Source organism: Micromonospora sp. NPDC007208 (genome assembly GCF_042869175.1).
Classification (GTDB): domain Bacteria; phylum Actinomycetota; class Actinomycetes; order Mycobacteriales; family Micromonosporaceae; genus Micromonospora; species Micromonospora foliorum.
The window spans coordinates 118,343-143,420 of sequence record NZ_JBIAFG010000017.1 but is presented as its reverse complement, the minus strand read 5'-3'; the positions used below and the strand labels follow the sequence as shown (position 1 = coordinate 143,420).

The following is a 25,078-nucleotide window of genomic DNA, read 5'->3' as shown; positions in this document are numbered from 1 at the left end:
ACGCTTCACCGACGGTGTGAGCGTCGACGGGGGACGGACATGATTGACACGGTCATCTTCGATGTCGGTGGGACCATTCTCGACGAGTCCCACGAGTTCGCTGCCTGGGCCGACTGGCTCGGCGTACCCCGGCACACGTTCTCGGCGGTCTTCGGTGCGGTGATCGCCCGGGGTCTGGACTATCAGGAGACGTTCCGGGTCTTCCGGCCCGACTTCGATCTCACCACCGAGCTGGAGCGTCGGGCGGCTGCCGGCCAGCCGGAGTCGTTCGCCGAGGAGGATCTCTACCCGGACGCGCGAGGGTGCCTTCAGTCCCTGAAGGACCAGGGCCTGTTCGTGGGCCTGGCCGGCAACCAGCCAGCTCACGCGGAGGCCACCCTGCGTGGTCTCGACCTCCCGGTGGACGTGATCGGCACGTCGCACGGGTGGGGCGTGGCGAAGCCGTCACCGGTGTTCTTCGAGCGGGTCGTCGCCGCTGGCGGTGGTGTGGCGTCGTCGATCCTGTACGTCGGCGATCGGCCCGACAACGATGTGCGCCCGGCCCTGGAGGCGGGCATGCAGACGTGCCTGATCCGACGTGGCCCGTGGGGGCACATCCTCGACCCCTCCACCGTGGCCGAGCGGTGCCTGTTCCGGATCGACTCGCTGGACGAACTCCCCGGCCTGGTCGCGAAGCACAACGCGGCCGGCGGTTGACCCGCCGACCGCGTGATCGTGCGCTCCTGGTGGCCGCCCGGTAGGGGCGGCCACCAGGGCCGGGGTCAGGTCAGAGAGCAGGCCGCTCCGTTGACGGTGACCAGGCCGGGGCTCGGGTTGGCGCCCCCGCCCGTCGTCGCGTTGAAGCCGAACGTCACCGTGCCGCCGGGTGCGATCTTGGCGTTGTACGACTCGTTGCGCGCGGTCACCGTCGCGCCGGACTGGGTGACCTTCGCCAGCCACGCCTCGCGTACCCGCTGGTCACCGGTGAACGCGAAACGCACGCTCCAGCCGTTGACGGCCGTGGCACCCGTGTTCTGGATGGTCAGCTGCCCGGTGAACCCGGTGCCGCCCTGCCAGGCGCCGTAGTTGGCGTAGCGCGCCGTGCAGGTGGTGGCCGGTACCGCGCCGGTATCACCCTGGTCGGCCAGGAACGAGGAGATCCAGGCCAGCGCCGAGTTCCAGTTGATCGCGACCTCGTTTGTCGAGTACGAGTTGATGTCGTCGACGTAGCAGAACATCGGCTCGCAGCCGGCGAGCAGTTGCGCCACGAACGGGTCCTGCAGGGCCGCGTTCGGGCCGCCGGCGAGGGAGCCGGCGGGCGGTCGGGGCAGGTTGGGGTCGAGCTGGTGGCCGAAGATCCGGCTGTGCTGGTTCTGCGCGGCGTGCTCTCCCCACCCGGTGACGTAGGAGATGTTCAGGGCGTTGCGACCGAAGATGTAGTCCATGGCCTGCACGGCGCCGTCGCGGTAGGCGGGGTTGCGGGTCAGGTCGAACGCGGTGGCCAGCACCACGGCGTTGTTGATGACGTTGCTGTTGCCACCCCAGAAGTAGCTGTTGGCGTCACCGGGCATCGGCAGCCCGTACGCCTGCCGGCGCAGCTCGGCGAGGTACGTGTCGGCGGCGGCGGTGACCGAGGCGCGGACCCGGGCCAGATCGGCGGCGGGCAGCCCGTTCGGCACGGTGGCCAGGTCGAGGCGGCCCAGCGCCGCCACGCTCTGCCAGCCGAAGCCCCGTGCGTCAAACACGTTCCCGGTGTGGTGCGGTGAGGCGGTCAGGTCGGCCAGGTAGGTCTGCGCCCCGGTGGTCAGGTACAGCTCGGCCGCCGCCCAGTAGAACTCGTCGGTGACGTTGCTGTCGTCGTACGCGCCGCCGCCGGTGCCGTCGGTCGGGCTGGCGTACACCGCCGGGTGGGCCTTGGCCGCGGCGTAGGCCGTCTTCGCGGCAGTGCCGCAGCGGGTCGCGAACGCCGCGTCGTAGGGGGCGAAGAGCCGCGCGCACTGGGCGGCGGTGGCGGCGAGGTTGAGGGTGGCCGCGGTCGACGGTGGGTGCAGCTCGCGCGGCTGCGGGTCGTCCTGCGGGGCGAGGGGCAGCCCGGTCCAGTTCTGGTCGTGGATCTTGTGGTGGACCATGCCGGCGAGCGGCTTGCCGGCGGGCACCTGCATGCGCAGCAGGAACTCCAGCTCCCAGCGGGCCTCGTCGAGGATGTCCGGCACCCCGTTGTCGCGCTCGGGCACCCGCAGCGTGCCGTCGGCGAGCTTGGCGCCGCCGCCGGCGGTGGCCGCCGTCTTGGTCCGCTCGAAGGTGTTCAACAGCTGGTAGGTGGCGATGCCACCGTTGACCACGTACTTGCCGTGGTCGCCGGCGTCGTACCAGCCGCCACGCACGTCGAGGGAGTAGTCGCAGACACCCGGTTGGCAGGGCACGTTGGTGTCGCCCTGGTTGGGTGCGACGCCGAGGTGGCCGGCGGGTCGGGCGTACTCGTCGCCGATCAGGTCGCCGTCGATGGCGATGCCGCTGCGCTGGGCGTAGAAGAACTGCAACGAGTCGGAGCGCAGCTGGTCGTAGAGGGCGCCGGAGATGTCGAACGGGTGGCTGGTCTCGCCGTCCACGGTGAGCGTGAGCCCGGTGCCGGGGGTGCGGTAGCTGGAGAAGTCGACAGTCTGCACGTTCTGCCCGGAGGCGGCGTCGACACCGCGAGCGGTGGTCGTGCCACTGGCCACGACCGCGCCGGCGGCGCTGCGCAGCTGCCAGGGCAGCGGCCCGGTGGCCTCGGTGACGACAGTGGCGTTCTTCGGGCCGCCGGGAAGGTAGCCGACCTGGTTGACACGCACCCGCGGCCCGGTGTCCGGCTCGTACGGCTCGGGTGGCTCGCCGCCGCGCAGTGAGACGTCGTCCAGGCAGATGGTCTGCGCCTGGGCGGAACCGCCGACCTGGAAGATCAGTTGGGCGTTGGGATTGTCGTCCGGGACGGTGAAGGTCTGCTCGACCCGCTGGGCGGTGCCGGTCGCGGTGGCGTCCACGGCCGCGTACGTGGTGTACGGGGCGCTGCCGAGCTGCAACACGGCCTTGACCGCGGCGCCGGGAGTGGCGGACACGGAGAAGCCGAGGGTGTATTCGGCGCCGGCGATCAGCGGCACGCCGTCCTGGCCGATGCCGGCGTCCCACGGGTTGGCCAGCCCGCCCGCGACAGTGGTGCAGAGCCGGCCGTCGGTGACCGCCAGCGCGCCGGTGCCGAAGGAGAACCAGGGGCTCACCCCGGCGCTGAAGTCGCCGTTGTCGATCTGCTCGGGGGCGTCCGGTGGTGGGTCGGCGTGGGCCGCGCCGGCGCCCGCGCCGGTGAGGGCCAGAGTGGTCGCCGCAGCCAACAGGAGGCGGCGTCGGGATGGCGTCACGGGGAGTCCTTCCGGGACGGGAAGTGGGGCAGTGGTGGTGGCACGGTGGTGCGCGAATACCTGGGAGCGCTCCCAGGTATTGGCTCGATGTTTCCAGTGCCGGTACGCCATGTCAATTGATCTGGTTGGATGGGTTCTGGCATTCGACGAGGGCGGTCAGCCCGACGGCGCCTCCCGTCACGGCGCCGCCCGAACGTGAGATTGGCCGCGCCACGCGCCGTCGTCCTGATCTCCTAGAGACAACTGCGCCCTTCGCCTGGCAGGCTGCCTCCCATGACCCTGAAGCTGCGTTCCGTGGGAACGAGCGACCGTGGGCTGATCCGCAGCGGAAACCAGGACGCCCTGCACGCCGGCACCTGGCTCGTCGCCGTCGCCGACGGCATGGGCGGAATGGCCGCCGGCGACCTGGCCAGCGCCCTCACCATCGACGCGGTCGCCCCGCTGGACGTGGAGACACCCGAGGACGCCCTGGTCGCCGCGCTCGAGGGTGGCATCGCGCTGGCCACCTCCCGGATCCGACAGGCGGTCGCCGAGGATCCCGAGCGCCAGGGCATGGGCACCACGCTGACCGCCCTGCTCTTCGCCCGTACCGGCAGCTGCCTGGCGCTCGCGCACGTGGGCGACTCCCGGGCCTACCTGTTCCGCGAGGGCGTGCTCAAGCAGGTCACCCGGGACGACACGTTCGTCCAGATGCTGGTGGATCAGGGCGTGATCACCCCGGACCAGGCCAGCAGCCACCCGCGCCGCGCCGTGGTCACCCAGGCGTTGCAGGGCGACGAGGTCTCCCCGTCGTACGCGACAATGGTGCCCCGGGCCGGCGACCGGTGGCTGCTGTGCAGCGACGGCCTCTCCAACGTGGTCCGCCCGGACACCCTCACCGAGGTGCTCAGCGGCTATCCGGACCGGGGCGCCTGCGCCGCCAAGCTGATCGACCTGGCCCTGCACGCCGGCGCGCCGGACAACGTCACCGTCGTGGTGGCCGACGTCGTCGAGGAGTAGACCGGCCCGCAGCGCCGAGGCGGTCGGGGAGTAGACCGGCCCGCAGCGCCGAGGCGGTCGGGGAGTAGGCCGGCCCTCAGCGCCGACGTGGTCGAGGAGTAGGCCGGCGCTCAGCGCCGACGCGGCGTGGCGTGCCGGGTGGGTTTCGCCGTTCCCGGATCCTCCGGCCACGGGTGCCGGGGATAGCGCCCGCGCAGCTCGGAGCGGACCTGCGGATAGCCGGTACGCCAGAACGACGCCAGGTCGGCGGTGACCGCCACCGGCCGACCGGCGGGGGAGAGCAGGTGCAGCAGCACCGGCACCCGACCCTCGGCGATCCGGGGAGCCGCCGGCCAACCGAACGTCTCCTGGAGCTTCACGGCAAGCACCGGCGCGGCCGGGTCGCTGTAGTCCAGCCGGATCCGGGAACCACTCGGCACCTCGATCCGCTCCGGGGCCAGCTCGTCGAGGCGGGCGGCCTGCGCCCAGGGCAGCAGCCGACGCAGCGCCGACGACACGTCCACCCGCGCCAGGTCGGCCCGGCGGCGGGCGGCGGCCAACTCCGGGCCCAGCCAGCTCGGCGCGGCGTCGAGCAACGAGTCGTCGTCGACCTCCGGCCACGGATCGCCCAGGTGGTGTCGGAGGAACGCGAGCCGCTCGCGCAGCGCCCGCGCCGCCGGGGTCCAGGGCAGCAGCCCCAGCCCGTCCTGACGTAGGCCGGTCTGTAACGCCGCGGCCACCTCCGCCCGGTCCGGCCGGTCCAGCCGTCGCTGGACCAGCTCGATCGCGCCCAGCCGGGTCACCTCCCGGGCCACCACGTCCCCGTCGGACCAGCCGACCTCACGGCCGGTGCGCAGCAACGGACCGGCCGCCTCCCGGGCCGTCGTCTCGTCCACCGGGGAGGCCCGGCGGATGCGGGCCGACGGCGCGCCGGGGGTGCGGTCCGCGACCGCCACCGCCAGCCAGTCGGACCCGGTCAGCCCCGAGCCGGCCGCCAGCTCCGCGGCGGTCCCGCCGGTCATCAGGTACGCCGAACCGCCCGGCCGCCGCACCCGGGCCAACCGTTCCGGGTACGCCAGACCGACGAGCAGCCCGGCGGCGAGATCGTCGCTCAGCCCACCCGAGCCGGCGCGGTCGGTGGCATCGGCGCGGCCCTTCGGCGGGGCGCCGGTCGGCAGCGCGGCGCGCAGCCGGCGTACCTCGGTGCGCCAGCGCGCGGTCGCGCCCGCGTCGACGCCGCTGCGCAGCCGACGCCAACCGGCGACCAGATCGTCACCGGGGCCGGCCGCGCTCTCCTCGGCGAGCAGGGCGACCACCTCGGCGGCCCGGTCGGCTCCGACCCGGCCGGCGCCGTCGAGCAGCGCCCGGGCCAGCCGTGGGTGCGCCCCGGCGGCGGCGATCGACCGTCCCCGTGCCGTGATCCGACCGTCGGCGTCGACCGCGCCGAGGGTCTCCAGCGTCTCCCGGGCAACCGTCATGGCGGCGGCCGGCGGCGCGTCGGGCAACGCGAGCCCGACGCCGTCCGGTCGGCCCCAGGCGGCCAGCTCCAGCGCGAAGCCGGTCAGGTCGGCGGTGGCGATCTCCGGCTCGGCGCGGGCGGGCAGCCGCTCGTGGGTCGCTGCCGACCAGCAGCGGTAGACGTATCCGGGTGCCTCCCGGCCGGCCCGGCCGGCCCGCTGGGTGGCGGCGGCGCGGGAGACCGGCACGGTGACCAGCGCGCCCAGCCCACGGGCCAGGTCGATTCGGGGCACCCGGGAGAGCCCGGCGTCCACCACGATCCGCACACCCGGGACGGTCAGACTGGTCTCGGCCAGCGCGGTGGCCAGCACCACCCGCCGTCGGTCCGCGCGACGCAGGGCGGCGTCCTGCTCGGCCCCCCGTTGACGGCCGTGCAGAGGCAGCAGCGCGACCGCGTCCCGCAGGTCGTTCAGGCGGCCCGTGACCGCCGCGATCTCGCCGGCCCCGGGCAGGAAGACGAGCACGTCGCCGTCGTGCTCACGCAGCGCCCGCCGAACGGTGGCGGCCACGTGGTCGAGCAGGGCCCGGTCCACCGGCCCGGCCCCGGGCGGGGCGATCGGGCGGGCCGGGGGCACCCAGATCCGCTGCACCGGATGCAACGCCGAGTCGGCCCGTACCACCGGGGCCGGGGTCGGCCCGCCCAGCAGCGCGGCGAACCGGTCGGTGTCCGGGGTCGCCGACATCGCCAGCAGCCACAGGTCGGGCCGGAGGGTGGCGCGCGCCTCGACGGTGAAGGCCAGCGCGAGGTCGGCGTCGAGTTGGCGTTCGTGGCACTCGTCGAGCAGCACGGCACCCGTGCCCGGCAGCTCCGGGTCGTGGTGCAGCCGGCGGACCAGCAGGCCGGTGGTGACCACCTCGATCCGGGTGGCCGGGCCGACCCGGCGCTCGCCGCGCACCGCGTAGCCGACCCGCTCACCGACCCGTTCGCCGAGCAGCTCGGCCATCCGCCGGGCGGCGGCACGAGCCGCCACCCGGCGGGGTTGGGCGATCACCACCCGACCGGTCACCCGGTCGGCCACGGCCAGCGGCGCGAGGGTGGTCTTGCCGGTGCCCGGCGGGGCCACCAGCACACCGGCGCCGGCCGCGTCGAGTGCCGCGACCAAGGCCGGCAGCACCGGACGGACCGGCAGGTCAATGGTTACGTCGGAGAGCACGGCCCAGTCTCGCACCGGGGCGGGTGCGTCAGGAGCGACGGACCTCGCCGACGCCGAGCACGAAGGCCCGCCAGGCCACCGCGCCGAAGGCGAGCACCGGGCCGGAGCGGTCCTTGCTGTCCCGGACGGCGACCTGACCGTCGACTGTCGCGACCTCCACGCAGTTGCCGTTGCCGCTGCTGCGCGTGCTGGTGCGCCAGTCCGCTCGGGTCAGGTCGTACGCCGTCATCCGCGGTACCTCTCGTCTGCGTCGGCGTGCCGCAGAAGCGGTCACGCAAAGTTACGAGAAGCCTGCTCAAGACGGGTCATCGACGCCGTCGGATCGAGCGCCATCCGGCACAGCTCCTCGTGCAGAAGGCTATACCCGAGCACATGATCGGCATCCTCCAGAGCCAGTCCCATCGTGAGGTTATCCAGGTAAACCACGGACGCGTCGGCGGCATCGGCGAAGTTGAGGATCACGTACGGGGTGCTCATGGCCGGATGGCCGCCGGCCGCGAATGGAAGTACCTGAATTGTCACGTTGGGTAGTTGCGCGATTCGGCTCATGTGGACCAGCTGTTCGGCCATCACCGCGGTGCCGCCGACCGGGCGCAGGAGCACCGCCTCGTTGAGGATCACCGACAGGTCGACCGGGTCGTCGCGGCGCAGCACCTCCTGCCGGCGCAGGCGGGCGGCGATCTTGCGCTCCAGGCCGTCCTCGCCGGCGGTGCGCCGGAAGATCTCCCGGGCGTACGCCTCGGTCTGCAACAGCCCGGGCACCGACTCGGCCTCGTACGTCCGCAGTGCCGCCGCCTCGGCCTCCAGCCCGACGTAGAACTCGAACCACTCGGGGAGCACGTCGCTGTAGTTCTGCCACCAGCCGCGCTGCTGTGCCCCCCGGGCGATCTCGATCAGCGCTTCGGCATCCGAACCGGTCACCTGGTACAGGGCGAGGGCGGCCCGGACGTCGCGCGGTTTGATGCCGATCTGCGCGGTCTCGATCCGGGAGAGGTTGCTCTTCGACATGTCGAGCTGGCGGGCGGCCACATCGAGGGTCATGCCCGCGCGTTCCCGAAGTTGGCGGAGCTCCCGCGCGATGCGGCGTCGCCGCACGGTCGGGCTGGCGGCGGGTCGGATGGTGGGAGTGGCGGTCACCGTCCGAGTCTGCCACGACAAGATCCGCAGGTCGCGCCTGCACGGAGTGCAACTTTCAAATCTGGGAGTTGCGTTGCAGTAGCTGTCGGTGCATCCTTTCCCGGTCGCGATCACTGTGGACACACCTGTGCGGGAGGACCGTTGCTCATCGCCGACGAGTTCTTCCTGATCGCACACAACGACAGTCGCGGCAAGGCCAAACTGCACCCGGCGGCGACCGGGCTCGGGCTGGCCGGCGGGCTCCTCGGCGAACTGATCCTTTATGGACACATCACCGTCATGGCCGGGCAGATCACCGTCATCGACAGGCGCCCGCCGGCCGATGCCCTGGCGCACACCGTGCTGGACCAGTTGGTCGGCGAGTCCCAGCACCGGGAATTGCGCACCTGGCTGAGCTTCCTGGCGCAGAGCGCGACCGCCTCGGTGGGGGAGCGGCTGGCCCGTGCCGGGGTGCTGCGCCGCCAGGAGAGCCGCCGGCTGCTGCGTACCACGGTCAGCTACCTGCCGATCGACCTCAACGCGGTGGCCTGGCCGGCCACCCGGCTGCGGGCCCTGCTGGACCGGCCGGACCCGCCCGGCGTGCCGGACGCCCTGCTGCTCGGCCTGGTCGTGGCCGCGGGGCTCACCCGCGAGGTGCTGTGGAGCGCCGGCCCTCGCGCGCACCACCGGTTGAACGTCCTCATCCCCGCGCTGCCGGCCCCCCTCAAGGAACTCGTCGGGCACACCGAGGCCGCCGTCGGCGCGGCCGTGCTGCGCGGCATCCCCTGATCCCCCCGGTAACCCCCAACCCTCCCCTCGACAACCGGAGTAGTCGTATGCCCCCGACATCGACAGTCGACCGACCCAGCAACGTCTCCGAAGCCCTGGCCCGGGGCCGTCTCGGCATCCCCTCGGTGATCTTCTTCGTCCTCTCCGCCGCCGCGCCGCTGACCGTGGTGGCCGGCGTCGTCACCACCGGCTACGGCGTCATCGGGGTGACCGGAATCCCGCTGGCCTTCCTGCTGGTCGCCGCGGTGCTCGCGCTGTTCTCGGTGGGCTACGTGGCGATGTCGCGCCGGGTGGAGAACGCCGGCGCCTTCTATGCCTACGTCTCCCGCGGCCTCGGCCGGCCGGCCGGCGTGGGCGCCGCCTGGGTCGCGCTGATCGCGTACAACGCGCTGCAGGTCGGGCTGTACGGCACCATCGGTGTGGCGGCCGAGCCGGTGCTCGACCGGCTCTTCGGCGGGCACCCGCACTGGGCCGTGGTGGCGCTGGTGGCGTGGGCGTTGGTCGGCCTGCTCGGCCTGCTCCGGGTCGACCTCAACGGCATGGTCCTGGCCGCGCTGCTGGTCGCCGAGATCGTGGTGGTCCTCGTCTTCGACCTGGGACAGCTCGGCAACCCGGCCGACGGCCAGGTCAGCTTCGCCTCGTTCGCACCGGACAACCTCTTCGTGCCGGGTGTCGGCGCGGTGCTGGTGCTCGCCGTCCTCGGCTTCGTCGGCTTCGAGTCGGCGGTGGTCTTCAGTGAGGAGAGCAAGGACCCGAAGCGGACCGTGCCGTTGGCCACCTACCTCTCGGTGGCGATCATCGCCGGGCTGTACGCGCTGTCGTCCTGGACCATGACGGTCGCCGTCGGGCAGGACCGGATCGTGGCCGAGGCTGGCGAGCAGAGCGTCGGGCTGATCTTCAACCTGGCCGCCGCGCAGCTCGGCGACACCGCGGTCACCATCGGGCAGGTGCTCTTCCTGACCTCGGTGCTCGCCGCGATGATCTCGTTCCACAACACCACGGCCCGCTACACGTTCGCGCTCGGTCGGGAGCGGGTGCTGCCGGCGGTGTTCGGGCAGACCTCGGCCCGTACCGGGGCGCCGCGGGCCGCCTCGGTGGCGCAGAGCGTCCTCGGGCTGCTGGTCATCCTGCTGTACGCGGTCAACGGCTGGGACCCGGTGGTCCAGCTGTTCTTCTGGGTCGGCACCACCGGCGGCTTCGGCGTCCTGCTGCTGATCGCCACCACCTCGGTGGCGGTGATCGCCTACTTCGTCCGCTCCGCCGGCGGCGAGAACCTCTGGCGACGGGCCATCGCACCCGGGCTGGCCACCATCGCGCTCTTCGTGATCATCTGGTTGGCCGTGTCGAACTTCGCCAACCTGCTCGGCGTCGCGCCGGACTCGACGCTGCGCTGGGCGCTGCCCGCCGCGTACCCGGTGGCTGCCCTGCTGGGCATCGGCTGGGCCCTGCTGCTGCGCAGCAACCGCCCGGACACGTACGCCCGGATCGGCCTGGGCGCGGCGAGCGCCGCCGCCGCCGTCAAGCCGGACGCGCCGGCCGCCGTGGAGGTGACCCGATGAGCGTGGTCATCGAGCGGCTCGGGCCGGAGGAGACCGCCCTCGTGGCCGGTCGGATCGCCGAGGCGTTCACCGTCCTGGAGGTGACCTACTGGCTGGTCCCCGACCCGAGCAAGCGGGAGGCCGTGCTGGCCGGTGACTTCGAGATCCTGGTCGGGCACGCGATGCGGCACGGCCTGGTCCACGCCACCGCGGACCGGGCCTCGGTGGCGGTCTGGTTTCCGTCGGTCGGCGAGCCGGCGCCGCCGCCGGCGGACTACGACGCCCGACTGGCCGCCGCCTGCGGTGAGTGGACCGACCGGTTCCAGCACCTCGACGAGCTGTTCGCGGCGAACCACCCGCACCCGGATCACCACCACCTCGCGTTCCTGGCGACCCGGCCCGACCGGCAGGGGCAGGGGTTGGGGAGCGCGCTGATGCGACACCACCACGCCTGGCTGGACGCCAACGGGATGCCGGCGTACCTGGAGGCGAGCAGCCCGCGCAGCCGGGACCTGTACGCGAAGCACGGCTACCTGGCCGGTGAGCCGTTCCGGGTGCCCGACGGCACGCCGTTCTGGCCGATGTGGCGGGAGCCGGTCGGCCACTGACGAGACCTCACTGCTACGGTCAGTGGTCGCGTTGTCACGTTGACGTGACAACGCGGACACGGAGGAGGGCCGGGTCCACGGACCCGGCCCTCCTGTCGTCAGCTGGTCAGTACGTGCCGTCGAGCTGGCCGCGCAGCTTGGTCAGCGCCCGGGTCAGCAGCCGCGAGACGTGCATCTGCGAGACGCCGATCTGGTCGGCGATCTGCGACTGGGTCAGGTTGCCGTAGAAGCGCAGCGTGAGGATCTTCTGCTCGCGCTCGTCGAGGGTGGCCAGCGCCGGGCCGAGGGCGACCCGCAGCTCAGCCAGCTCGAACTCGCTGTCCTCGCCGCCGAGCATGTCGCCCAGCTCGGTGGCGCGCTCGCCGTCGCCGGTCGGGGTGGACAGCGACACCGCGTTGTACGCGCGGGCGCCCTCCAGGCCCTCCAGCACCTCTTCCTCGGTGAGCTTGAGGTGCGCGGCGATGTCGGCGACCGTCGGCGAGCGGCCGAGGGTCTGCAGGAGCGAGCTGTTGGCGTCGGAGATGGCCAGCCGCAGCTCCTGGAGCCGACGGGGCACCCGGATGTCCCAGGTGCGGTCCCGGAAGTGCCGCTTGAGCTCGCCGATGATGGTGGGGATCGCGTAACCGGCGAAGTCGACGCCACGCTCGGGGTCGAACTTGTCGATGGCCTTGATCAGGCCGATCGCGGCGGTCTGCGCCAGGTCGTCGTTCGGCTCGCCGCGCCCGCTGTAGCGGTGGGCAAGGTGGTTGGCGAGAGGCAGCCAGGCCTCGATCGCCCGGTCCCGCAGCGCGGCGCGCGACGGGTGGTTGGCGGGCAGCGCCGCCATGGCGTTGAGCAGGTCGGCGGCGCTGTCGGTGAGAGCGCGCGGGTCGAGCTTGGTGCTGGTCTTCACGGCGGCGCTCGGCTGCTCGGTGATCGTTGGCGCGGTCATGGGTGGTCCTCCCTGCACCTCGTCCGCGGACAAAAAGACGTGACGCTTTGGTTTAGCTTCCAATGGGCCGTTCGGGAGTCACCTTAACCTGATCGTCTCCCAGAAATCTAGCCGAAAGGTTGATGTACTTAAGGCGTGTTCAACCACAAAAGGGGCAAGTGGCGCGGAAGTCGGGGTGGCTGTGAGGATCCTTACCCGTTGTTCCGGCCGTAGGCCGCTGCCCGGTCGGCCGACCGGTTCGGCCGACCGGTCCACGGGTCGCGTCGAGTGGTCAACATGAAATCCGACAAGTCGCCAGGAGTGTCGACTATCCGTCCTTGTCCCGCTGGCGGGACCGGCCGTAGCGTCGCGTGTACACACCCGGTTCGGAGGCACCGTGCTCGATCCAGCCGCTCCCCAGCTCGTCGTGAACAGTCGCACCCTCTACTTCAGCTGGCTGCCGGCGGATCCCGACGCGGTCGCCGCGCTGGTCCCTCCTGGGCTCTCCCCCCGCCCCGACCGGCAGGTCTTCCTCAACCAGTACGTCGTCGACGACGAGACGCAGACCTCCGGCTTCGGCGCGTACTCGCTGACCTACCTCGGCATCTCGCTCCTGGGCGTCGACGCGCCCGGCGGCCTCAACGCGGGTGGCTGGTGGACCCACTACGTGGCCTCCAGCCGGCGGGTCCGTGAGTACGCCGTCGCCCGCGGCGCCCCGGTGCTCGCCGGGCGCACCCGGATCGACGTGACCGGCGAGGACCTGCTCTCCGAGACGGAGATCGACGGCACGCCGTTGATCCGGGCGCGGTGTCGCGTGGGGGAGACCGGGCACGTGATCAGCAGTGGCCACCACCGCTACTTCACCCGGCGCGACGGCCAACTGCTCAGCTCGGCCTACCCGTTCGTCGCCGAGCCGGTCGCCCCGTTCGAGATCGAGTCGGTGGAGTTCCTCCAGCCCGGCCACCCGATGTACGCGCTGCGCCCGGCCAACCCGTTGACCATCGGCTTCGGCTACTACTCACCGCGCTCCTCGTTCGCCTACCCCGGCGGGCTGAGCGTGCACGCGGTCGCCGCGCCGGAGCCGGCCCGGCCGCTTCACCAGGTGCCGGCCAGCCTCGCCCGCAGCGGCCTGCCGTCCGGGTCGTAGACCAGCCGGTACACCGGCAGCGCCCAGGCCCGGGTGTACCACGGCAGCCGCTCGGGGCGGTGCGGGCGCAGCCGCCCGGGCGGGCGTTCTCCCACCTGGCCGTCGTCGTACCACTGCTGGAGCGCGTCGGCGGCGGCCGTGACGGCCGCGACGGCGTCCGCCGGGTCCAGCAGGTCGGCGTCGTCGGCGCCGTCCGGGTCACGGTCCAGGTGCTCGCGCCACAGCCGCAGTCGCAGGTCCCGGGCGAAGGTCCGCGCGCCGTCGCCCCGCCCCGCGGGGTCGGTGGGCTCCCGCTGGTCCAGGGTGTCGTCGAGCACCGCGCAGGACAACTCGCTGTCGTGGGTCCAGGACCGCCGGTTGAAGTTGTCGCTGCCCACACTGGCCCAGACGTCGTCGACCACGCAGACCTTGGCGTGCACGTAGACAGGGTTGCCAGCGTGGTTCTCCACGTCGAACACGTGCACCCGGTCCGGTGCGGCCCGCTCACACAGTGACAGTGCCTGCTCGCGCCCGACCATGTTCGGCGGCAACGCCAGCCTGCCGTCCACGTCCGGGTGCCGGGGGACGACGGCGATCAGGTGCAGGTCCTGGTTGTCCCGCAGCGCGTGCGCGAAGAGGTCCGCCACCTCGGCCGACCAGAGGTACTGGTCCTCCAGGTAGATGAGCCGGCGGGCCCGGCGTACCGCCTTGGTGTAGCCCCGGGCCACGGTCCGCTCCCCGTTCGGTGCGAACGAGTAGCGGGGCCGGACGGCGGGGTAGGTGCGCAGCACCTGGATCCGGTGCGGACCGCAGGGCGGCGGGTCGGCCGGTTGCTCGGGCAGCGGGTCGGGGCGCAGGTCCGAGCCGCGCAGCCGATCCCGCAGGTAGGCCATCGGGTTCTCCGAGTCCAGTGGCATGGGGTCGGTCCAGCGTTCCCGGAACAGGGTGTCCAACGCGCCGACCACCGGACCGCGCACCGCGAGCTGCACGTCGTGCCAGGGCGGATTCGGTCCGTACCGGGGGGACATCTGCACCGGCTGCGGGTCGCCGTGGTGCGCGGCGTCGTCCCGGCGGCTGTGGCACAGGTCGATCCCACCGGCGAAGGCGACGTCCCGCTCGGGCGCGCCCGGGTGCCGCAGCACCACGAGCTTCTGATGGTGCGAGCCGCCGCGCCGGACCCGTTGGTCCAGCAGCACCTCGCCGCCGGCGGCCGAGATCGTCTCGCTGAGGTCGCGGTTCTCCGCCTCGCTGTAGGCCAGGACGTCGAGGTGCGAGCGCCAGATCAACCCCTTGACCACGACACCGCGCTGCGCGGCCTGCGCGAAGAGTTGGGCCACCGTCGGACCGTCCGGGCGCAGCCGCTGGTCCGGGTCACCCCGCCAGTCGGTGAAGAACAGGTGGTCGCCCGGGCCCAGGGCCTCGACCTCGTCGACCAGCCGGTCGAAGTACGCGGCACCGTGAATCAACGGCTCGGCGAGGTTTCCCGTGGTCCAGACGGGTATGCCAGACACCGGGTTGGCGCGTTCCTCTGCGGTGAGAAACCAGTCCTGCAATGGCACCGTCCAGCCCCCCTGGAGGTCGGCAACGTCCTCACGGTAGGACCCCCGACGCGGGTCCGCACGCCAGGCCGACAGACCGGTGACCTGGCCAACGCCATCGGAAGCGACGCGACAACAGCCGAGGAGGCCACACCATGCACCGCGACACGACGAATCCCGTGACCGAGCACCGCGAGCCGGCGGTGGAGAGCGAACGGGGTGCGCTGGTAGCGGTGTTGGTGATGGTGATTCTGGGGGTTGCCGGGATTTTTGCGGTCTCCTGAGGCGGCGCCGACGCCGCCGGGGTGAACCGGAGGCGTCGGCGCCGATCTCAGCGGTCGACCGTGGTCAGGGCCGGGTGCCCTGGCCGCCGGTGTGCGGGAGCCGCTCGGTGGGGATCACGCCCAGACGGCCGGCCTGGAAGTCCTCGAATGCCTTGAGCAGCTCGTCCCGGGTGTTCATCACGAACGGGCCGTACTGTGCCACCGGCTCCCGGATCGGCTGACCACCCATGATGTAGAGGTCCAGCGCCGGGGCGTTGCTGTCCTGCGCCGTGTCGGCGCTGAACCGCAACGCGTCGCCCGCGCCGTGCACCGCGAGCTGACCGGTACGCACCGGCCGCCGGTCGGTGCCGACCGTCCCGCGACCGCCGAGCACGTACACCAGGGCGTTGAAGTCGGGCCTCCAGGGCAGGTCGACCTGTGCGCCCGGCTGCACGGTGACGTGCGTGATGGTGATCGGCGTGAAGGTCGAACCCGGGCCGCGGTGCCCGGCGACCTCGCCGGCGATGACCCGGATCAGCGCGCCGCCGTCGGGCGTGGTGAGCAGCGCCGACTCGCGGCCCCGGATGTCCTGGTAGCGGGGCGGGTTCATCTTGGCCGAGCGGGGCAGGTTGACCCACAGTTGGGTGCCGTGGAAGAGCCCGCCGCTCACCACCAGGTGCTCCGGCGGCGCCTCGATGTGCAGCAGGCCGCTGCCCGCCGTCATCCACTGGGTGTCGCCGTCGGTGATGGTGCCCCCACCGCCGTTGGAGTCCTGGTGGTCGAAGACGCCGTCGATGATGTACGTGACGGTCTCGAAGCCGCGGTGCGGGTGCCAGGGGGTGCCCTTTGGCTCGCCCGGCGCGTAGTCGACCTCGCCCATCTGGTCGAGGTGGATGAACGGGTCCAGGTCGGTGGTCGACACCCCGGCGAAGGCGCGACGGACCGGGAAGCCCTCACCCTCGAAGCCGCTGGGCGCCGTGGTCACCGTGCGGACCGGGCGGATCGTGGTGGCCTCGTCGAGTAGAGGCAGGCGGGGCAGGACGAGAACGTTGTCGACGGTGATCGCGGGCATGTCGAGGGCTCCTAACGGGGGGCAGGGGTGGTCGAGCTGACCCGCGATGCCCGCAGGCGCTCGCCGAGCCGGTCGAAGACCCGGGTGAGGCAGGCGACCTCGGCATCGTCGAGGTCGTCCATCAGGTGGGTACGCACCGACGCCAGATGGTGGGGTGCGGCTTCCCGCAGGGCGAGCAGCCCGGCGGCGGTGAGCACCGCCTCGCTGCCGCGCCTGTCGTCCGGGCAGGGCTCCTTGCTGACCAGGCCACGGCGTTGCATGGAGGAGACCTGGTACGTGAGGCGGCTGGGCGAGAAGATCAACCGGCTGGCCAGCTCGCCCATCCGCAGCCGCTGCCCCGGCGCCTCGGAGAGCAGGACCAGCACGTGGTAGTCGGCGAAGCTGAGGCCGCTGTCGACCCGCAGGTCCTCTTCCAACTGCGTGTAGAGACGCTGGCTGGCCTCGATGTAGGCGCGCCAGGCGGCCTCTCGGGTGCTGTCCAGGCTCTCGGTCATGCCACGACGATAGCACTCTTTCAAAATTTAACTACTGCCGTTGAGCGTTGCCTGGGTCACCCCTACGCCCTTTGGCGGGAGGATCGTGCAGCTTTGAAGAAAACCTGCGGTAATGCGGCGGCGCGGAGGTGGCGCGCTGTGCCAGACTCCGGCCTCGTGGAACACGTGGAACTCGCCGCCGCCGACCTGTTGCTGCGCCCGTGGCGAGACGAGGACGCCCCGACGGTGCGCGACGCCCTGCGCGACCCGGCGATCGCCCAGTGGAACCCGCAGGGCGGCGGCCCGATCGACGACGAGGTCGCCCTGCTCTGGGTCCGCCGCCGGGCCGACTGGTCAGCCGGCGACCACGCCTCGATGGCGGTCACCTCGGCGGCCGACGGCAAACTGCTGGGCTCGGTGTCGCTGCACCACATCCACCACGGCGACGCGTCCATCGGCTACTGGACGGTGCCCGCGGCCCGGGGGCGTCAGGTGGCGGTGCGCGCGGTCGTCCGGCTCACCGACTGGGCGTTCGCGGGTCTCGGGCTGCACCGGGTGGAGTTGTGTCACGCGGTGGCCAACCCGGCGTCCTGCCGGGTCGCCGACCGCGCCGGCTACCCGGCCGAGGGGACCCTGCGCGAGTCGTACCGGTATGGCGACGGCCGCCGCTACGACGAGCACCTGCACGCCCGCCTGGCCACCGACCGCTAGGCGCGGGCCGGGGTCCGAACACGCTTCGGCCCCGGCCGCGCCCGGTCGCCTCGAACCGTCACTCGGTGACCTTGCGCAGGAAGGTCGCGAGGGCGGTCTGGACGCGCTCGATCCGCTCCGGCAGGGGCAGCGGCTCGGGCGCGGGCGGCCCGGCGTGCTTCTTCCCCCGCAGGTACAGCGAGCAGGCCAGGTCGGAGCAGAGGTACGTGCCCACGGAGTCGCCCTGCCGTCCGCTCGGACCGGCCTTGGGGGCGGTCATCAACGAGACGCCACCGCCGAGGTGCGTGGTCAGGCAGAACGAGCACATGCTGTGCCGCACGCGCCCCGTCTGGTGCGTAGCGGCCCGCAGCACCACCCCGGCCAGCTTGCCGTCGGTCTCGGCGACCAGATAGGCCCGCTGCGGCGCGGAGGGATCCCGCCAGCCGAGAAAGTCGAGGTCGTCCCAGGGTCGCATTTCAAGATCGTTGGGTACGGTCAGCCGCTTCGCCTCGCCCCGGCTGCAGTTGACGAAGGACGCGCGGATGACGGATTCGGTCAGGACCAACATAGGTAGTAGCCTAGCCCCACTAGGCAAACCATTAACGTAGCTAGGTTTGGAGTGTGGTGGATGGCACGCGCAGGGGTGACCGTCGAACGCCTGACCCTGGCCGGGGCCGAGCTGGCCGACGAGGTGGGCGTGGAGAACGTGACAGTTGCCGCGCTCGCGCGCCGTTTCGGGGTGAAGGACGCGAGTCTGTACTTCCACCTCAAGAACGCCCACGACCTGCGGGTCCGGATCGCTCTGCTGGCGCTGGCCGAGCTGGCCGACCGGGTCGCCGCCGCGCTCGCCGGCCGGGCCGGCAAGGACGCGCTGGTGGCCTTCGCCAACGCGTACCGCGACTACGCACGGGAGCACCCGGGCCGCTACGCCGCCATGCAGATCGACCTCGACCCGGAGACCGCCGCGACGAGCGCGGGCGTCCGGCACGCCGAGATGACCCGGGCGATCCTGCGCGGCTACCGGCTCTCCGAGCCCGACCAGACCGACGCGGTGCGGATGATGCACAGCACGTTCCACGGCTTCGTGAGCCTGGAGAAGACCGGTGGCTTCCGGCACACCCCGCGCCCCACCGACGACTCGTGGTCGCGCACCCTGGACGCCCTCGACGCCGTCCTCACCAACTGGCCGTCGCGCTGAGGTGCCGCGGCGCCGCGGCATAGGCTCGGTGGCGTGGATGATCTGGAGTTGGCCGACTGGCGGGAGCGGATCGCCCGGCTGTACCTGTCCGACGTCGACCTGGCCGGCTTCCGCGCCGGCCGCGACGAACTCTTCGCCACCCACCCGCAGAGCCCGATCCCCGTGGCGGAGCGACTCGACTTCGCTGGAGTTCGCTACTTCCCGCCCAATCCCGAGGCCGTGGTCGAGGCGCCCCTGCGGCCGGCCAGCGGAGAGCTGCGCATCGACACCGGCGGCCCGGACGGGGTGATCGCGTACCGGCGGGTGGCGGTTGCCGAGACGTCATGGGGGCCGCTGACCCTGTGGTGGATCGAGGCGTACGGGGGCGGGCTGTTCGTGCCACTGCGCGACGGCACCTGTGGGCGGGAGAGCTACGGGGGAGGCCGGTACCTCACCGACACGGTGAAGGGCACCTTCGGCCGGGGTGTGCAGTTGTTGCCCGGCGACCGGGTCCGGTTGGACGCCAACTACCTCTACAACCCGAGCTGCGCCTACGACGACCGCTGGGCCTGCCCGCTGGCACCACCGGAGAACCGGGTCGAGGTCGACATCCGTGCCGGCGAGCTGGCGTACAAGACCTATTGATCGGCTCGATCCCCGTGGACTCGCGCGCGGCTTGACCTCACGTCGCGTTCAACGCCTACGGTCGATATCACCGATCCGCGAGGGGGAGTGGTCTGATGACGGTCAGCTGGGCGTACATCTATGAGCACCCGGGCAGCGACCCCGTTGCCGACCGGGTCGTGCTGGACCGCGACGGCCAACGCACGTACCTCGTGCCCGTGCCGGACCCGGTGCTGGCCCCCGCCGTGGCGGTGAACCTGCTGGCCGAGGGAGTCGCGCTGATCGAGCTGTGCGGCGGTTTCGCGCTGGCGGCAGCGGCACGGGTGGCCGAGGCCGTCGGCGGGCGGGTGCCGGTCGGGCACGTCACGTTCGCGGTGGACTCGGTGCGCGGCGCCACGCGGTACGGCGAGCTGTTCGAGGCTCAGCCCGACTGAACGACGAAACGGCCGTCCCGGCGCGGTGCCGGGACGGCCGGTCGGTCGTCGCTCAGCGGGCGTTCGTCGCCGAGTTGGGCATCTGCATCCGACCGAGCAGTTGTCGCGCCTGGTCGGCGAGCTGAGCGTCGACGGTCACCGCGTACTGGCCGGCGCGCAGTGAGCTGGCCGACGTGAAGTCGCGCTGGCCGCCCGTCATCGCGTGCGCGACCGCGCCGAACACGGCACCCCAGATCGCACCGATCACCAGTCCGACCAGGATCACCGCCAGCCAGTTGCCGACGGTGAAGATGCCGAACAACAGGCCGATGAAGAGCCCGAACCAGGCGCCGGTGCCGGCACCGAGCAGGCCGGCTCGACCGGTGGTCATCCGCCCGAGCACCGTCTCCACCAGGGTGAGGTTGGTGCCGACGATGGCGCTGTGCTCCACCGGAAAGCGGTTGTCGGCCAGGTAGTCGACGACCCGCTGCGCGGTCGGATAGTCCGGGTACGAGCCGATCGTCACGGTCGGCGGGCCGCTCTCCGGCCCGTGGCCGTCCCCGGCCGGTGTCGACAGGCGGCCGGCCGGCCCGGATGGAAGCAGGTCGCCACCCTGTGTGCCGGACCGCCAGGCGGCGGTCGGCTCCGAAGCTGACGTCATGAGCATCCTCCCTCGTCAGCTGCGGGGGTTCCCCTCCAGGCCGGGCGGTAACGCGGTGTCCACCGTCGGGCAGGAGGGGCATGGGCGCGGACTGCCCGGGTAGCCAGTCAGGTGGAGAGCGGACAGATCAGCGACTACGGGTTCCTCGCCGACAGCCGCAGCGCGGCGCTGGTGGACGCCTCGGGCTCGGTGAACTGGTGGTGCCCGGGCCGGTTCGACGCCCCGTCGGTGTTCGGGCGGCTGCTCGACGACAACGCCGGGCACTGGTCGATCCGGCCGGAGGGCGACTACCGGGTCGAACGCTGCTACCTCGACGACACACTGGTGCTGCGGACGGTCTTCCGCACCGCGCAGGGGGAGGTCGCGCTGACCGACGCGCTCGCCTTCGAGCCTGGCTCGCGTGGTCACGACATCGGATTGCACTCGCCGCAGGTGCTGGTCCGTTCGGTGGAGGGGCTGTCCGGTTCGGTGCCGATGCGGGTGCACTACCGACCGCGCTTCGAGTACGGCCGCACCATCGCCTACCTGATCGAGCGGGAGGACATGCTGGAGGCCATCGCCGGGGCCGCCCGACTCACCCTGCGCGGCAGCGTGCGGTTGACCGCCGGCGACGGCGAGGCCACCGGGACGTTCACCGCCCGCGCCGGCACCAGGACCAACTTCACCCTCGGGTACGCCCCGACCTACGACGCTCCGCTGCCCGAGGTGCCGGACGCCGACCAGACCATCGCCGACACCGTCGCCGGCTGGCGTTCCTGGACGGCCGAGCACCCGTACGACGGGCTCTACGCCGAGGAGGTGCGGCGCAGCCGGCTGGTGGTGCAGGGCATGACGTACCGGCCCAGCGGTGCGGTGGTGGCCTCGGTGACCACCTCGCTGCCGGAAGAACTCGGCGGGAACCGCAACTACGACTACCGCTACGTATGGGTGCGCGACTTCAGCCTGACCCTGCGCGCGCTGTGGCGGTCGGCGTGCCTGGACGAGGTGCAGCGGCAGTTCGCCTGGTTGGGTCGGGCGATGGGCCGCGTCGACAACAGGCCGGTACCCATCATGTACGGGGTCCTGGGGGAGCGGGACCTCACCGAGCACCGGCTGGAACAGCTCGGCGGGTACCGCGACAGCCCACCGGTGGTGATCGGCAACGATGCGTGGCAGCAGCGGCAGACCGACATCTTCGGCGAGGCGATGGATGCCGCCTGGTTGATGCGCGACAAGCTGGAGCCGCTGGGCACCGAGGTGCACCACGTTCTCCGGGTGCTCGCCGACCAGGCCGAGCGGGACTGGGCGTTGCCCGACGCGGGCATGTGGGAGGAGCGCGGCACCCAGCACCACCACGTGTCCTCGAAGGTGCAGTGCTGGGTCGCCCTGGATCGGGCGGTCCGCTTCGGTGACAAGCTCGGAGAGCCGCAGGACGTGGCCCGCTGGGCGGCTGCCCGCGACGCGGTACGCGCGGAGGTGCTCGAGCGGGGCTGGAACGAGCGGCTCCAGTCGTACACCGGGAGTTTCGAATCCGACGACCTGGACGCCTCGGTGTTGGTGATGCCGCTGGTCGGATTCCTGCGGGCCGACGACCCGCGGATGCGCTCGACGACCCGCGCCGTGGAGCAGCGGCTCTCCCACGACGGCCTGCTGCGGCGCTGGGACGGCGACCCGGCGGGGTTTCTCATCTGCTCGTTCTGGCTGGTGTGTTGCCTGGCGCTGGCCGGTGAGCGGGAACGGGCGCACGAGTTGTTCCGGGGGTTGGCGGAGCGGGTCAACGACCTCGGCCTGTTCGCCGAGCAGATCGACCCGCTGACCGGGGAGCAGTTGGGAAACTTCCCCCAGGCGTTCTCCCACATCGGCCTGATCAACGCCGCCGGTGTGCTGACCGACGTCGAGCGGGACCCGACGCTGCGGGAGCGGGGTATGCCCCCGGCGTACTTCTCTCCGGTGCGCCGCTGAGCCGGACTTTCGCGGAGATCGTGACAACTTTCTATCTGTTGACGCTAAGTTCTATCGCTTTCCAGCGAAAGACGTTAATGTCCGGGACACCCTGCGGTGCTCCTCCAGTCGGCGGGAGCGGCACCGAGATCCCGGACAGCTGGAGGTCTCGTGTCCCGCACACCGCGCCGACGTCTCGTCAGCGCCACCACCCTGCTCACCGTCCTGGTCACCCTCTGCCTCGTTCCGCAGGCGACCGTTCGCCCGGCCGCCGCGTCCCCGGCCCGGGCCGTCGCCCTCGCCCCGCCCGCCACCGTCGGTTTCGAGAAGGTCGCCCTCGACGGCGGTCTCTCCATGGGCGAACCGATCGAACTGGCCGTCGCACCCGACGGCAAGGTCTTCTACATCAACCGGGGCACCAGCAGCGCCGGTGGTCAGGTCCGCCTCTACAACCCGGCGACGAGGTCCACCACTGTCGCGCTGACCCTGGCGTTGGACGCCCGCTTCGAGGACGGCCTGATCGGCATCACCCTGCACCCGAGCTTCGCGAGCAACCGCTGGGTCTACCTCTTCTACTCACCGAAGGTCACCCCACTGGTCAACCGGATCAGTCGGTTCACCTTCAACCCGTCCACACTGCTGCTCGACCCGGGCAGCGAGGACATGCTCATCGAGTGGCCCACCGAACGCGACCTGTGTTGTCACTCGGCCGGCTCGATGAGCTGGGACACCGCCGGCAACCTGTACTTCGCCGTCGGCGACAACACCAACTCCGGCGGCGACTCCGCCGGGATGGCCCCGATCGACGAGCGGACCAGCCGCAACGCCCAGTACGACGCCCAGCGCACCTCCGGCAACACCAACGACCTGCGCGGCAAGATCAACCGGATCCACCCGGAGAACGACGGCAGCTACACCGTCCCCGCCGGCAACCTCTTCGCCGCCGGCACCGCGCGAACGCGCCCGGAGATCTACGTGATGGGCGTGCGCAACCCGTACCGGATCTGGGTGGACCGCAAGGCCAACAACACCCTCTACTGGGGTGAGGTCGGCCCGGATGCCGGCACCGACCTCGCCAACCGTGGCCCGGCCGCGTACGACGAGTTCAACAGGGCCAACGGGCCCGGCAACTACGGCTGGCCGTACTGCGGAGGCCCCAACGTCGCCTACAACGACTGGGACTTCGCCACCGCCACGCCGCGCGGCTGGTTCCCCTGCGGCGGCTCGACCGGCCCGGTCAACAACTCACCCCGCAACACGGGCGTCCAGCAGCTTCCGCCGACGAAACCGGCACTGGTCTGGGAGCAGCACGGCGGCAGCGAGGACTGGCCGGCGCTGGACAACCCGGGTGGGTGCGGGTCGCCCAACCACGTGGAGGTCTACCACTACGACCCGAACCTCGTCTCGGACGTGAAGTGGCCGGCCTACTACGACAACAAGTGGCTGATCTCCGAGTACTGCCGCAACTGGATCAAGGAGGTCCAGTTCGACAACGGCAACCCGTCCACCGGGGCGCCGACCGTGATCGAGCCGGTGCTCGCCGGCATGAAGCTCGTCCACCCGATCGACTGGCAGTTCGGCCCGGACGGCTCGCTCTACCTGCTGGAGTACGGCAGCGGCTACTTCTCCGGCGCGGTCGACGCCGGTCTCTACAAAATCAACTACGTCCAGGGTGGTCGGTCGCCGGTCGCCAAGGCCACCGTCAACCGGGACAACGGCCTGGCCCCGCTCTCGGTGACCTTCTCCAGCGCCGGCAGCTCGGACCCGGACGGCGACCCGCTGACGTACGCCTGGGACTTCACCAACAACGGCAGCACCGACTCGACCGCCGCGAACCCGTCCTTCACGTACCCCGCGAACGGGAGCTACAGCGCCCGGCTCACCGTCAACGACGGCACCGGCCGCAGCGCGACCACAGTGGTGTCGGTGGTGGTCGGCAACAACCGGCCGACGGTCACCCTGACCGGACTGCCCGCCGGCGGGCTCTTCGACTGGGGGCAGGACCTGGCGGTGGGCGCCTCGGCCAGCGACCCGCAGGACGGCACGCCGGCCTGCTCGGCGGTGGTCGTCCGGGCCGCGCTGGGCCACCAGGAGCACGCCCACGAGGAGGGGGAGGGGACCGGCTGCGGCGCTACCTTCAACACCGGCCCGGTGCACGCCGGCCCCGACTCGGTGCTGTTCTTCGTCCTGCGGGGCAGCTACACCGACCGCGGCGCGACCGGCTCGGCCGCGCTCACCGGCGAGCAGGAGATCAGCCTCTACCCGAAACAGTGGCAGGCCGAGCACTTCGTCCAGCTCAACGGCCCGAAGGTGATCGACCAGGCGGCGGCCGAGGGTGGCAAGCGGCTGGGTGACGTCCAGAACGGCGAGAGCGTGCGGCACCACGCGGTGAGCCTCAAGGGGATCACCGGCGTCCGGGCCCGCGTCTCCTCCGGCGGCCCCGGGGGCACCCTCTCCTTCCGGTACGACTCACCGACCGGCACCGAGGTCGCCCGGATCGCGGTGCCGAACACCGGTGGCTGGGACAACTACACCGAGCTGAGCGCCACGGTGACCAGGCCCGACGACGGCACCCACGACCTGTACCTCGTCGTCACCGGCGGCAGCGGGGCGTTGCTGGACGTGGACAGCTACACCTTCACCGGCCCGGGCGTCGGCACCGGCGGTGCGCGCACCGGTGAGATCAAGGCCCTCGGCAAGTGCGCGGACATCGCCTCCAGCCAGACCGCGAACGGCACCAAGGTGCAGACCTGGACCTGCAACGGCAGCGCCGCGCAGCGCTGGACCCTGCCCGGTGACGGCACGGTGCGTGGGCTCGCCAAGTGCCTGGACGTGAAGGCGAGCGGCACCACCGACGGCACCCTCGTGCAGCTCTACGACTGCAACGGCAGCGGGGCCCAGCAGTGGGCCGCCCAGCCGGACGGCAGCCTGCGCAACCCCCAGTCCGGGCGTTGCCTCGACATCCCCAACTCGGACCTCACCGACGGTCGGCAACTGCGGATCTGGACCTGCAACGGCACCGGGGCGCAACGCTGGACCCTGCCGTGACCGTCCCCTGACCGGCTCGGCACCCGTACCCGAGCGTCGCTGACGCACGGGGCCGGGCGGCGGAGGCGGAGCCCGGCCGTCCACCCACGTC

General features: G+C 71.9%; 23 protein-coding genes. 13 read left to right on the top strand and 10 right to left on the bottom strand.

What is annotated here, in order from left to right; translation table 11 throughout:
• Positions 1 to 39: 39 nt before the first annotated feature.
• On the top strand, positions 40 to 696 hold the full coding sequence (locus ACFYL6_RS27655; RefSeq protein WP_387175601.1) for an HAD family hydrolase: 657 nt from the start codon (positions 40 to 42) through the stop codon (positions 694 to 696).
• 65 nt (positions 697 to 761) lie between these two features.
• On the opposite strand, the gene ACFYL6_RS27650 is transcribed toward ACFYL6_RS27655, so the two are convergent.
• Complete coding sequence (locus ACFYL6_RS27650) at positions 762 to 3,371, bottom strand: glycoside hydrolase family 9 protein (protein ID WP_387175599.1); 2,610 nt, start codon at positions 3,369 to 3,371, stop codon at positions 762 to 764.
• 273 nt (positions 3,372 to 3,644) lie between these two features.
• On the opposite strand from ACFYL6_RS27650, the gene ACFYL6_RS27645 reads away from it, so the two are divergent.
• Positions 3,645 to 4,370, top strand: coding sequence for a PP2C family serine/threonine-protein phosphatase (locus tag ACFYL6_RS27645; protein WP_238658847.1), 726 nt, complete (start codon positions 3,645 to 3,647; stop codon positions 4,368 to 4,370).
• A 110-nt stretch (positions 4,371 to 4,480) separates the two neighbouring features.
• Here the strand turns inward: ACFYL6_RS27645 and hrpB are convergent, their stop codons facing one another.
• The 3 genes from hrpB to ACFYL6_RS27630 are packed head-to-tail and all read right to left on the bottom strand — an operon-like array spanning position 4,481 to position 8,116.
• On the bottom strand, positions 4,481 to 7,021 hold the full coding sequence (gene hrpB, locus ACFYL6_RS27640) for an ATP-dependent helicase HrpB (protein ID WP_387175597.1): 2,541 nt from the start codon (positions 7,019 to 7,021) through the stop codon (positions 4,481 to 4,483).
• A gap of 28 nt (positions 7,022 to 7,049) precedes the next feature.
• Positions 7,050 to 7,250: a DUF397 domain-containing protein gene (locus ACFYL6_RS27635; protein ID WP_334509191.1), complete on the bottom strand. Its 201-nt coding sequence runs from the start codon at positions 7,248 to 7,250 to the stop codon at positions 7,050 to 7,052.
• A 41-nt stretch (positions 7,251 to 7,291) separates the two neighbouring features.
• The gene (locus ACFYL6_RS27630; protein ID WP_387175644.1) at positions 7,292 to 8,116 is read right to left on the bottom strand and encodes a helix-turn-helix domain-containing protein; all 825 of its coding nucleotides are present in this window, start codon (positions 8,114 to 8,116) and stop codon (positions 7,292 to 7,294) included.
• A 183-nt stretch (positions 8,117 to 8,299) separates the two neighbouring features.
• Here ACFYL6_RS27630 and ACFYL6_RS27625 point away from each other — a divergent pair, with 183 nt between their 5' ends.
• Genes ACFYL6_RS27625 through ACFYL6_RS27615 form a run of 3 tightly spaced genes read left to right on the top strand, consistent with a single transcriptional unit; the run spans position 8,300 to position 11,072 of the window.
• Positions 8,300 to 8,926 carry a GPP34 family phosphoprotein gene (locus ACFYL6_RS27625; protein WP_238662309.1) on the top strand — a complete coding sequence of 209 codons (627 nt, stop codon included), beginning with the start codon at positions 8,300 to 8,302 and terminating at the stop codon, positions 8,924 to 8,926.
• A gap of 47 nt (positions 8,927 to 8,973) precedes the next feature.
• On the top strand, positions 8,974 to 10,485 hold the full coding sequence (locus ACFYL6_RS27620) for an APC family permease (protein ID WP_387175595.1): 1,512 nt from the start codon (positions 8,974 to 8,976) through the stop codon (positions 10,483 to 10,485).
• On the top strand, positions 10,482 to 11,072 hold the full coding sequence (locus ACFYL6_RS27615; protein ID WP_387175593.1) for a GNAT family N-acetyltransferase: 591 nt from the start codon (positions 10,482 to 10,484) through the stop codon (positions 11,070 to 11,072). The genes ACFYL6_RS27620 and ACFYL6_RS27615 overlap by 4 nt, the downstream gene beginning before the upstream one ends.
• A gap of 106 nt (positions 11,073 to 11,178) precedes the next feature.
• Here ACFYL6_RS27615 and ACFYL6_RS27610 read toward each other — a convergent pair whose 3' ends face one another.
• Entirely contained in the window at positions 11,179 to 12,003 is an 825-nt protein-coding gene (locus tag ACFYL6_RS27610; protein ID WP_387175591.1) for a SigB/SigF/SigG family RNA polymerase sigma factor, read from the bottom strand.
• Positions 12,004 to 12,379: 376 nt separating this feature from the next.
• On the opposite strand from ACFYL6_RS27610, the gene ACFYL6_RS27605 reads away from it, so the two are divergent.
• Positions 12,380 to 13,129, top strand: a complete 750-nt coding sequence (locus ACFYL6_RS27605; protein WP_387175588.1) for a hypothetical protein — start codon at positions 12,380 to 12,382, stop codon at positions 13,127 to 13,129.
• Here ACFYL6_RS27605 and ACFYL6_RS27600 read toward each other — a convergent pair.
• Positions 13,078 to 14,667, bottom strand: a complete 1,590-nt coding sequence (locus ACFYL6_RS27600; RefSeq protein WP_387175586.1) for a phospholipase D family protein — start codon at positions 14,665 to 14,667, stop codon at positions 13,078 to 13,080. The genes ACFYL6_RS27605 and ACFYL6_RS27600 overlap by 52 nt on opposite strands.
• Positions 14,668 to 14,801: 134 nt before the next feature.
• Between ACFYL6_RS27600 and ACFYL6_RS27595 the strand changes: the two genes are divergently transcribed.
• Entirely contained in the window at positions 14,802 to 14,930 is a 129-nt protein-coding gene (locus tag ACFYL6_RS27595; protein WP_387175584.1) for a hypothetical protein, read from the top strand.
• A 64-nt stretch (positions 14,931 to 14,994) separates the two neighbouring features.
• Here ACFYL6_RS27595 and ACFYL6_RS27590 read toward each other — a convergent pair whose 3' ends face one another.
• Together ACFYL6_RS27590 and ACFYL6_RS27585 are read right to left on the bottom strand one after the other, a co-directional pair.
• Positions 14,995 to 15,981, bottom strand: a complete 987-nt coding sequence (locus tag ACFYL6_RS27590; RefSeq protein WP_387175582.1) for a pirin family protein — start codon at positions 15,979 to 15,981, stop codon at positions 14,995 to 14,997.
• A gap of 11 nt (positions 15,982 to 15,992) precedes the next feature.
• Positions 15,993 to 16,475, bottom strand: coding sequence for a MarR family winged helix-turn-helix transcriptional regulator (locus tag ACFYL6_RS27585; protein ID WP_238662302.1), 483 nt, complete (start codon positions 16,473 to 16,475; stop codon positions 15,993 to 15,995).
• A 156-nt stretch (positions 16,476 to 16,631) separates the two neighbouring features.
• On the opposite strand from ACFYL6_RS27585, the gene ACFYL6_RS27580 reads away from it, so the two are divergent.
• A complete protein-coding gene (locus ACFYL6_RS27580) occupies positions 16,632 to 17,165 on the top strand; it encodes a GNAT family N-acetyltransferase (RefSeq protein WP_387175580.1) in 534 nt (177 codons plus the stop codon).
• Between the two features lie 58 nt (positions 17,166 to 17,223).
• On the opposite strand, the gene ACFYL6_RS27575 is transcribed toward ACFYL6_RS27580, so the two are convergent.
• Complete coding sequence (locus ACFYL6_RS27575) at positions 17,224 to 17,712, bottom strand: FBP domain-containing protein (RefSeq protein ID WP_387175578.1); 489 nt, start codon at positions 17,710 to 17,712, stop codon at positions 17,224 to 17,226.
• 60 nt (positions 17,713 to 17,772) lie between these two features.
• Here ACFYL6_RS27575 and ACFYL6_RS27570 point away from each other — a divergent pair, with 60 nt between their 5' ends.
• From ACFYL6_RS27570 to ACFYL6_RS27560, 3 genes are all read left to right on the top strand, one after another.
• Entirely contained in the window at positions 17,773 to 18,342 is a 570-nt protein-coding gene (locus ACFYL6_RS27570) for a TetR/AcrR family transcriptional regulator (protein ID WP_387175576.1), read from the top strand.
• A 33-nt stretch (positions 18,343 to 18,375) separates the two neighbouring features.
• Complete coding sequence (locus tag ACFYL6_RS27565) at positions 18,376 to 18,966, top strand: DUF1684 domain-containing protein (protein WP_387175574.1); 591 nt, start codon at positions 18,376 to 18,378, stop codon at positions 18,964 to 18,966.
• A 95-nt stretch (positions 18,967 to 19,061) separates the two neighbouring features.
• Positions 19,062 to 19,379 carry a DUF6506 family protein gene (locus ACFYL6_RS27560; RefSeq protein WP_387175572.1) on the top strand — a complete coding sequence of 106 codons (318 nt, stop codon included), beginning with the start codon at positions 19,062 to 19,064 and terminating at the stop codon, positions 19,377 to 19,379.
• Between the two features lie 52 nt (positions 19,380 to 19,431).
• On the opposite strand, the gene ACFYL6_RS27555 is transcribed toward ACFYL6_RS27560, so the two are convergent.
• On the bottom strand, positions 19,432 to 20,019 hold the full coding sequence (locus tag ACFYL6_RS27555; protein ID WP_387175570.1) for a general stress protein: 588 nt from the start codon (positions 20,017 to 20,019) through the stop codon (positions 19,432 to 19,434).
• A gap of 111 nt (positions 20,020 to 20,130) precedes the next feature.
• On the opposite strand from ACFYL6_RS27555, the gene ACFYL6_RS27550 reads away from it, so the two are divergent.
• Positions 20,131 to 21,960: a glycoside hydrolase family 15 protein gene (locus ACFYL6_RS27550; protein ID WP_387175568.1), complete on the top strand. Its 1,830-nt coding sequence runs from the start codon at positions 20,131 to 20,133 to the stop codon at positions 21,958 to 21,960.
• 150 nt (positions 21,961 to 22,110) lie between these two features.
• Positions 22,111 to 24,987 carry a ricin-type beta-trefoil lectin domain protein gene (locus tag ACFYL6_RS27545; RefSeq protein WP_387175565.1) on the top strand — a complete coding sequence of 959 codons (2,877 nt, stop codon included), beginning with the start codon at positions 22,111 to 22,113 and terminating at the stop codon, positions 24,985 to 24,987.
• The last annotated feature ends 91 nt before the right edge of the window (positions 24,988 to 25,078 follow it).

Coding starts and splice junctions, on each gene's coding strand:
- ACFYL6_RS27590 (WP_387175582.1), bottom strand. CDS start 15,981: ATGCCCGCGATCACCGTCGACAACGTTCTCGTCCTGCCCCGCCTGCCT.
- ACFYL6_RS27570 (WP_387175576.1), top strand. CDS start 17,773: ATGGCACGCGCAGGGGTGACCGTCGAACGCCTGACCCTGGCCGGGGCC.
- ACFYL6_RS27555 (WP_387175570.1), bottom strand. CDS start 20,019: ATGACGTCAGCTTCGGAGCCGACCGCCGCCTGGCGGTCCGGCACACAG.
- ACFYL6_RS27615 (WP_387175593.1), top strand. CDS start 10,482: ATGAGCGTGGTCATCGAGCGGCTCGGGCCGGAGGAGACCGCCCTCGTG.
- ACFYL6_RS27655 (WP_387175601.1), top strand. CDS start 40: ATGATTGACACGGTCATCTTCGATGTCGGTGGGACCATTCTCGACGAG.
- ACFYL6_RS27575 (WP_387175578.1), bottom strand. CDS start 17,712: ATGTTGGTCCTGACCGAATCCGTCATCCGCGCGTCCTTCGTCAACTGC.
- ACFYL6_RS27560 (WP_387175572.1), top strand. CDS start 19,062: ATGACGGTCAGCTGGGCGTACATCTATGAGCACCCGGGCAGCGACCCC.
- ACFYL6_RS27645 (WP_238658847.1), top strand. CDS start 3,645: ATGACCCTGAAGCTGCGTTCCGTGGGAACGAGCGACCGTGGGCTGATC.
- ACFYL6_RS27595 (WP_387175584.1), top strand. CDS start 14,802: ATGCACCGCGACACGACGAATCCCGTGACCGAGCACCGCGAGCCGGCG.
- ACFYL6_RS27585 (WP_238662302.1), bottom strand. CDS start 16,475: ATGACCGAGAGCCTGGACAGCACCCGAGAGGCCGCCTGGCGCGCCTAC.
- ACFYL6_RS27610 (WP_387175591.1), bottom strand. CDS start 12,003: ATGACCGCGCCAACGATCACCGAGCAGCCGAGCGCCGCCGTGAAGACC.
- ACFYL6_RS27635 (WP_334509191.1), bottom strand. CDS start 7,250: ATGACGGCGTACGACCTGACCCGAGCGGACTGGCGCACCAGCACGCGC.
- ACFYL6_RS27620 (WP_387175595.1), top strand. CDS start 8,974: ATGCCCCCGACATCGACAGTCGACCGACCCAGCAACGTCTCCGAAGCC.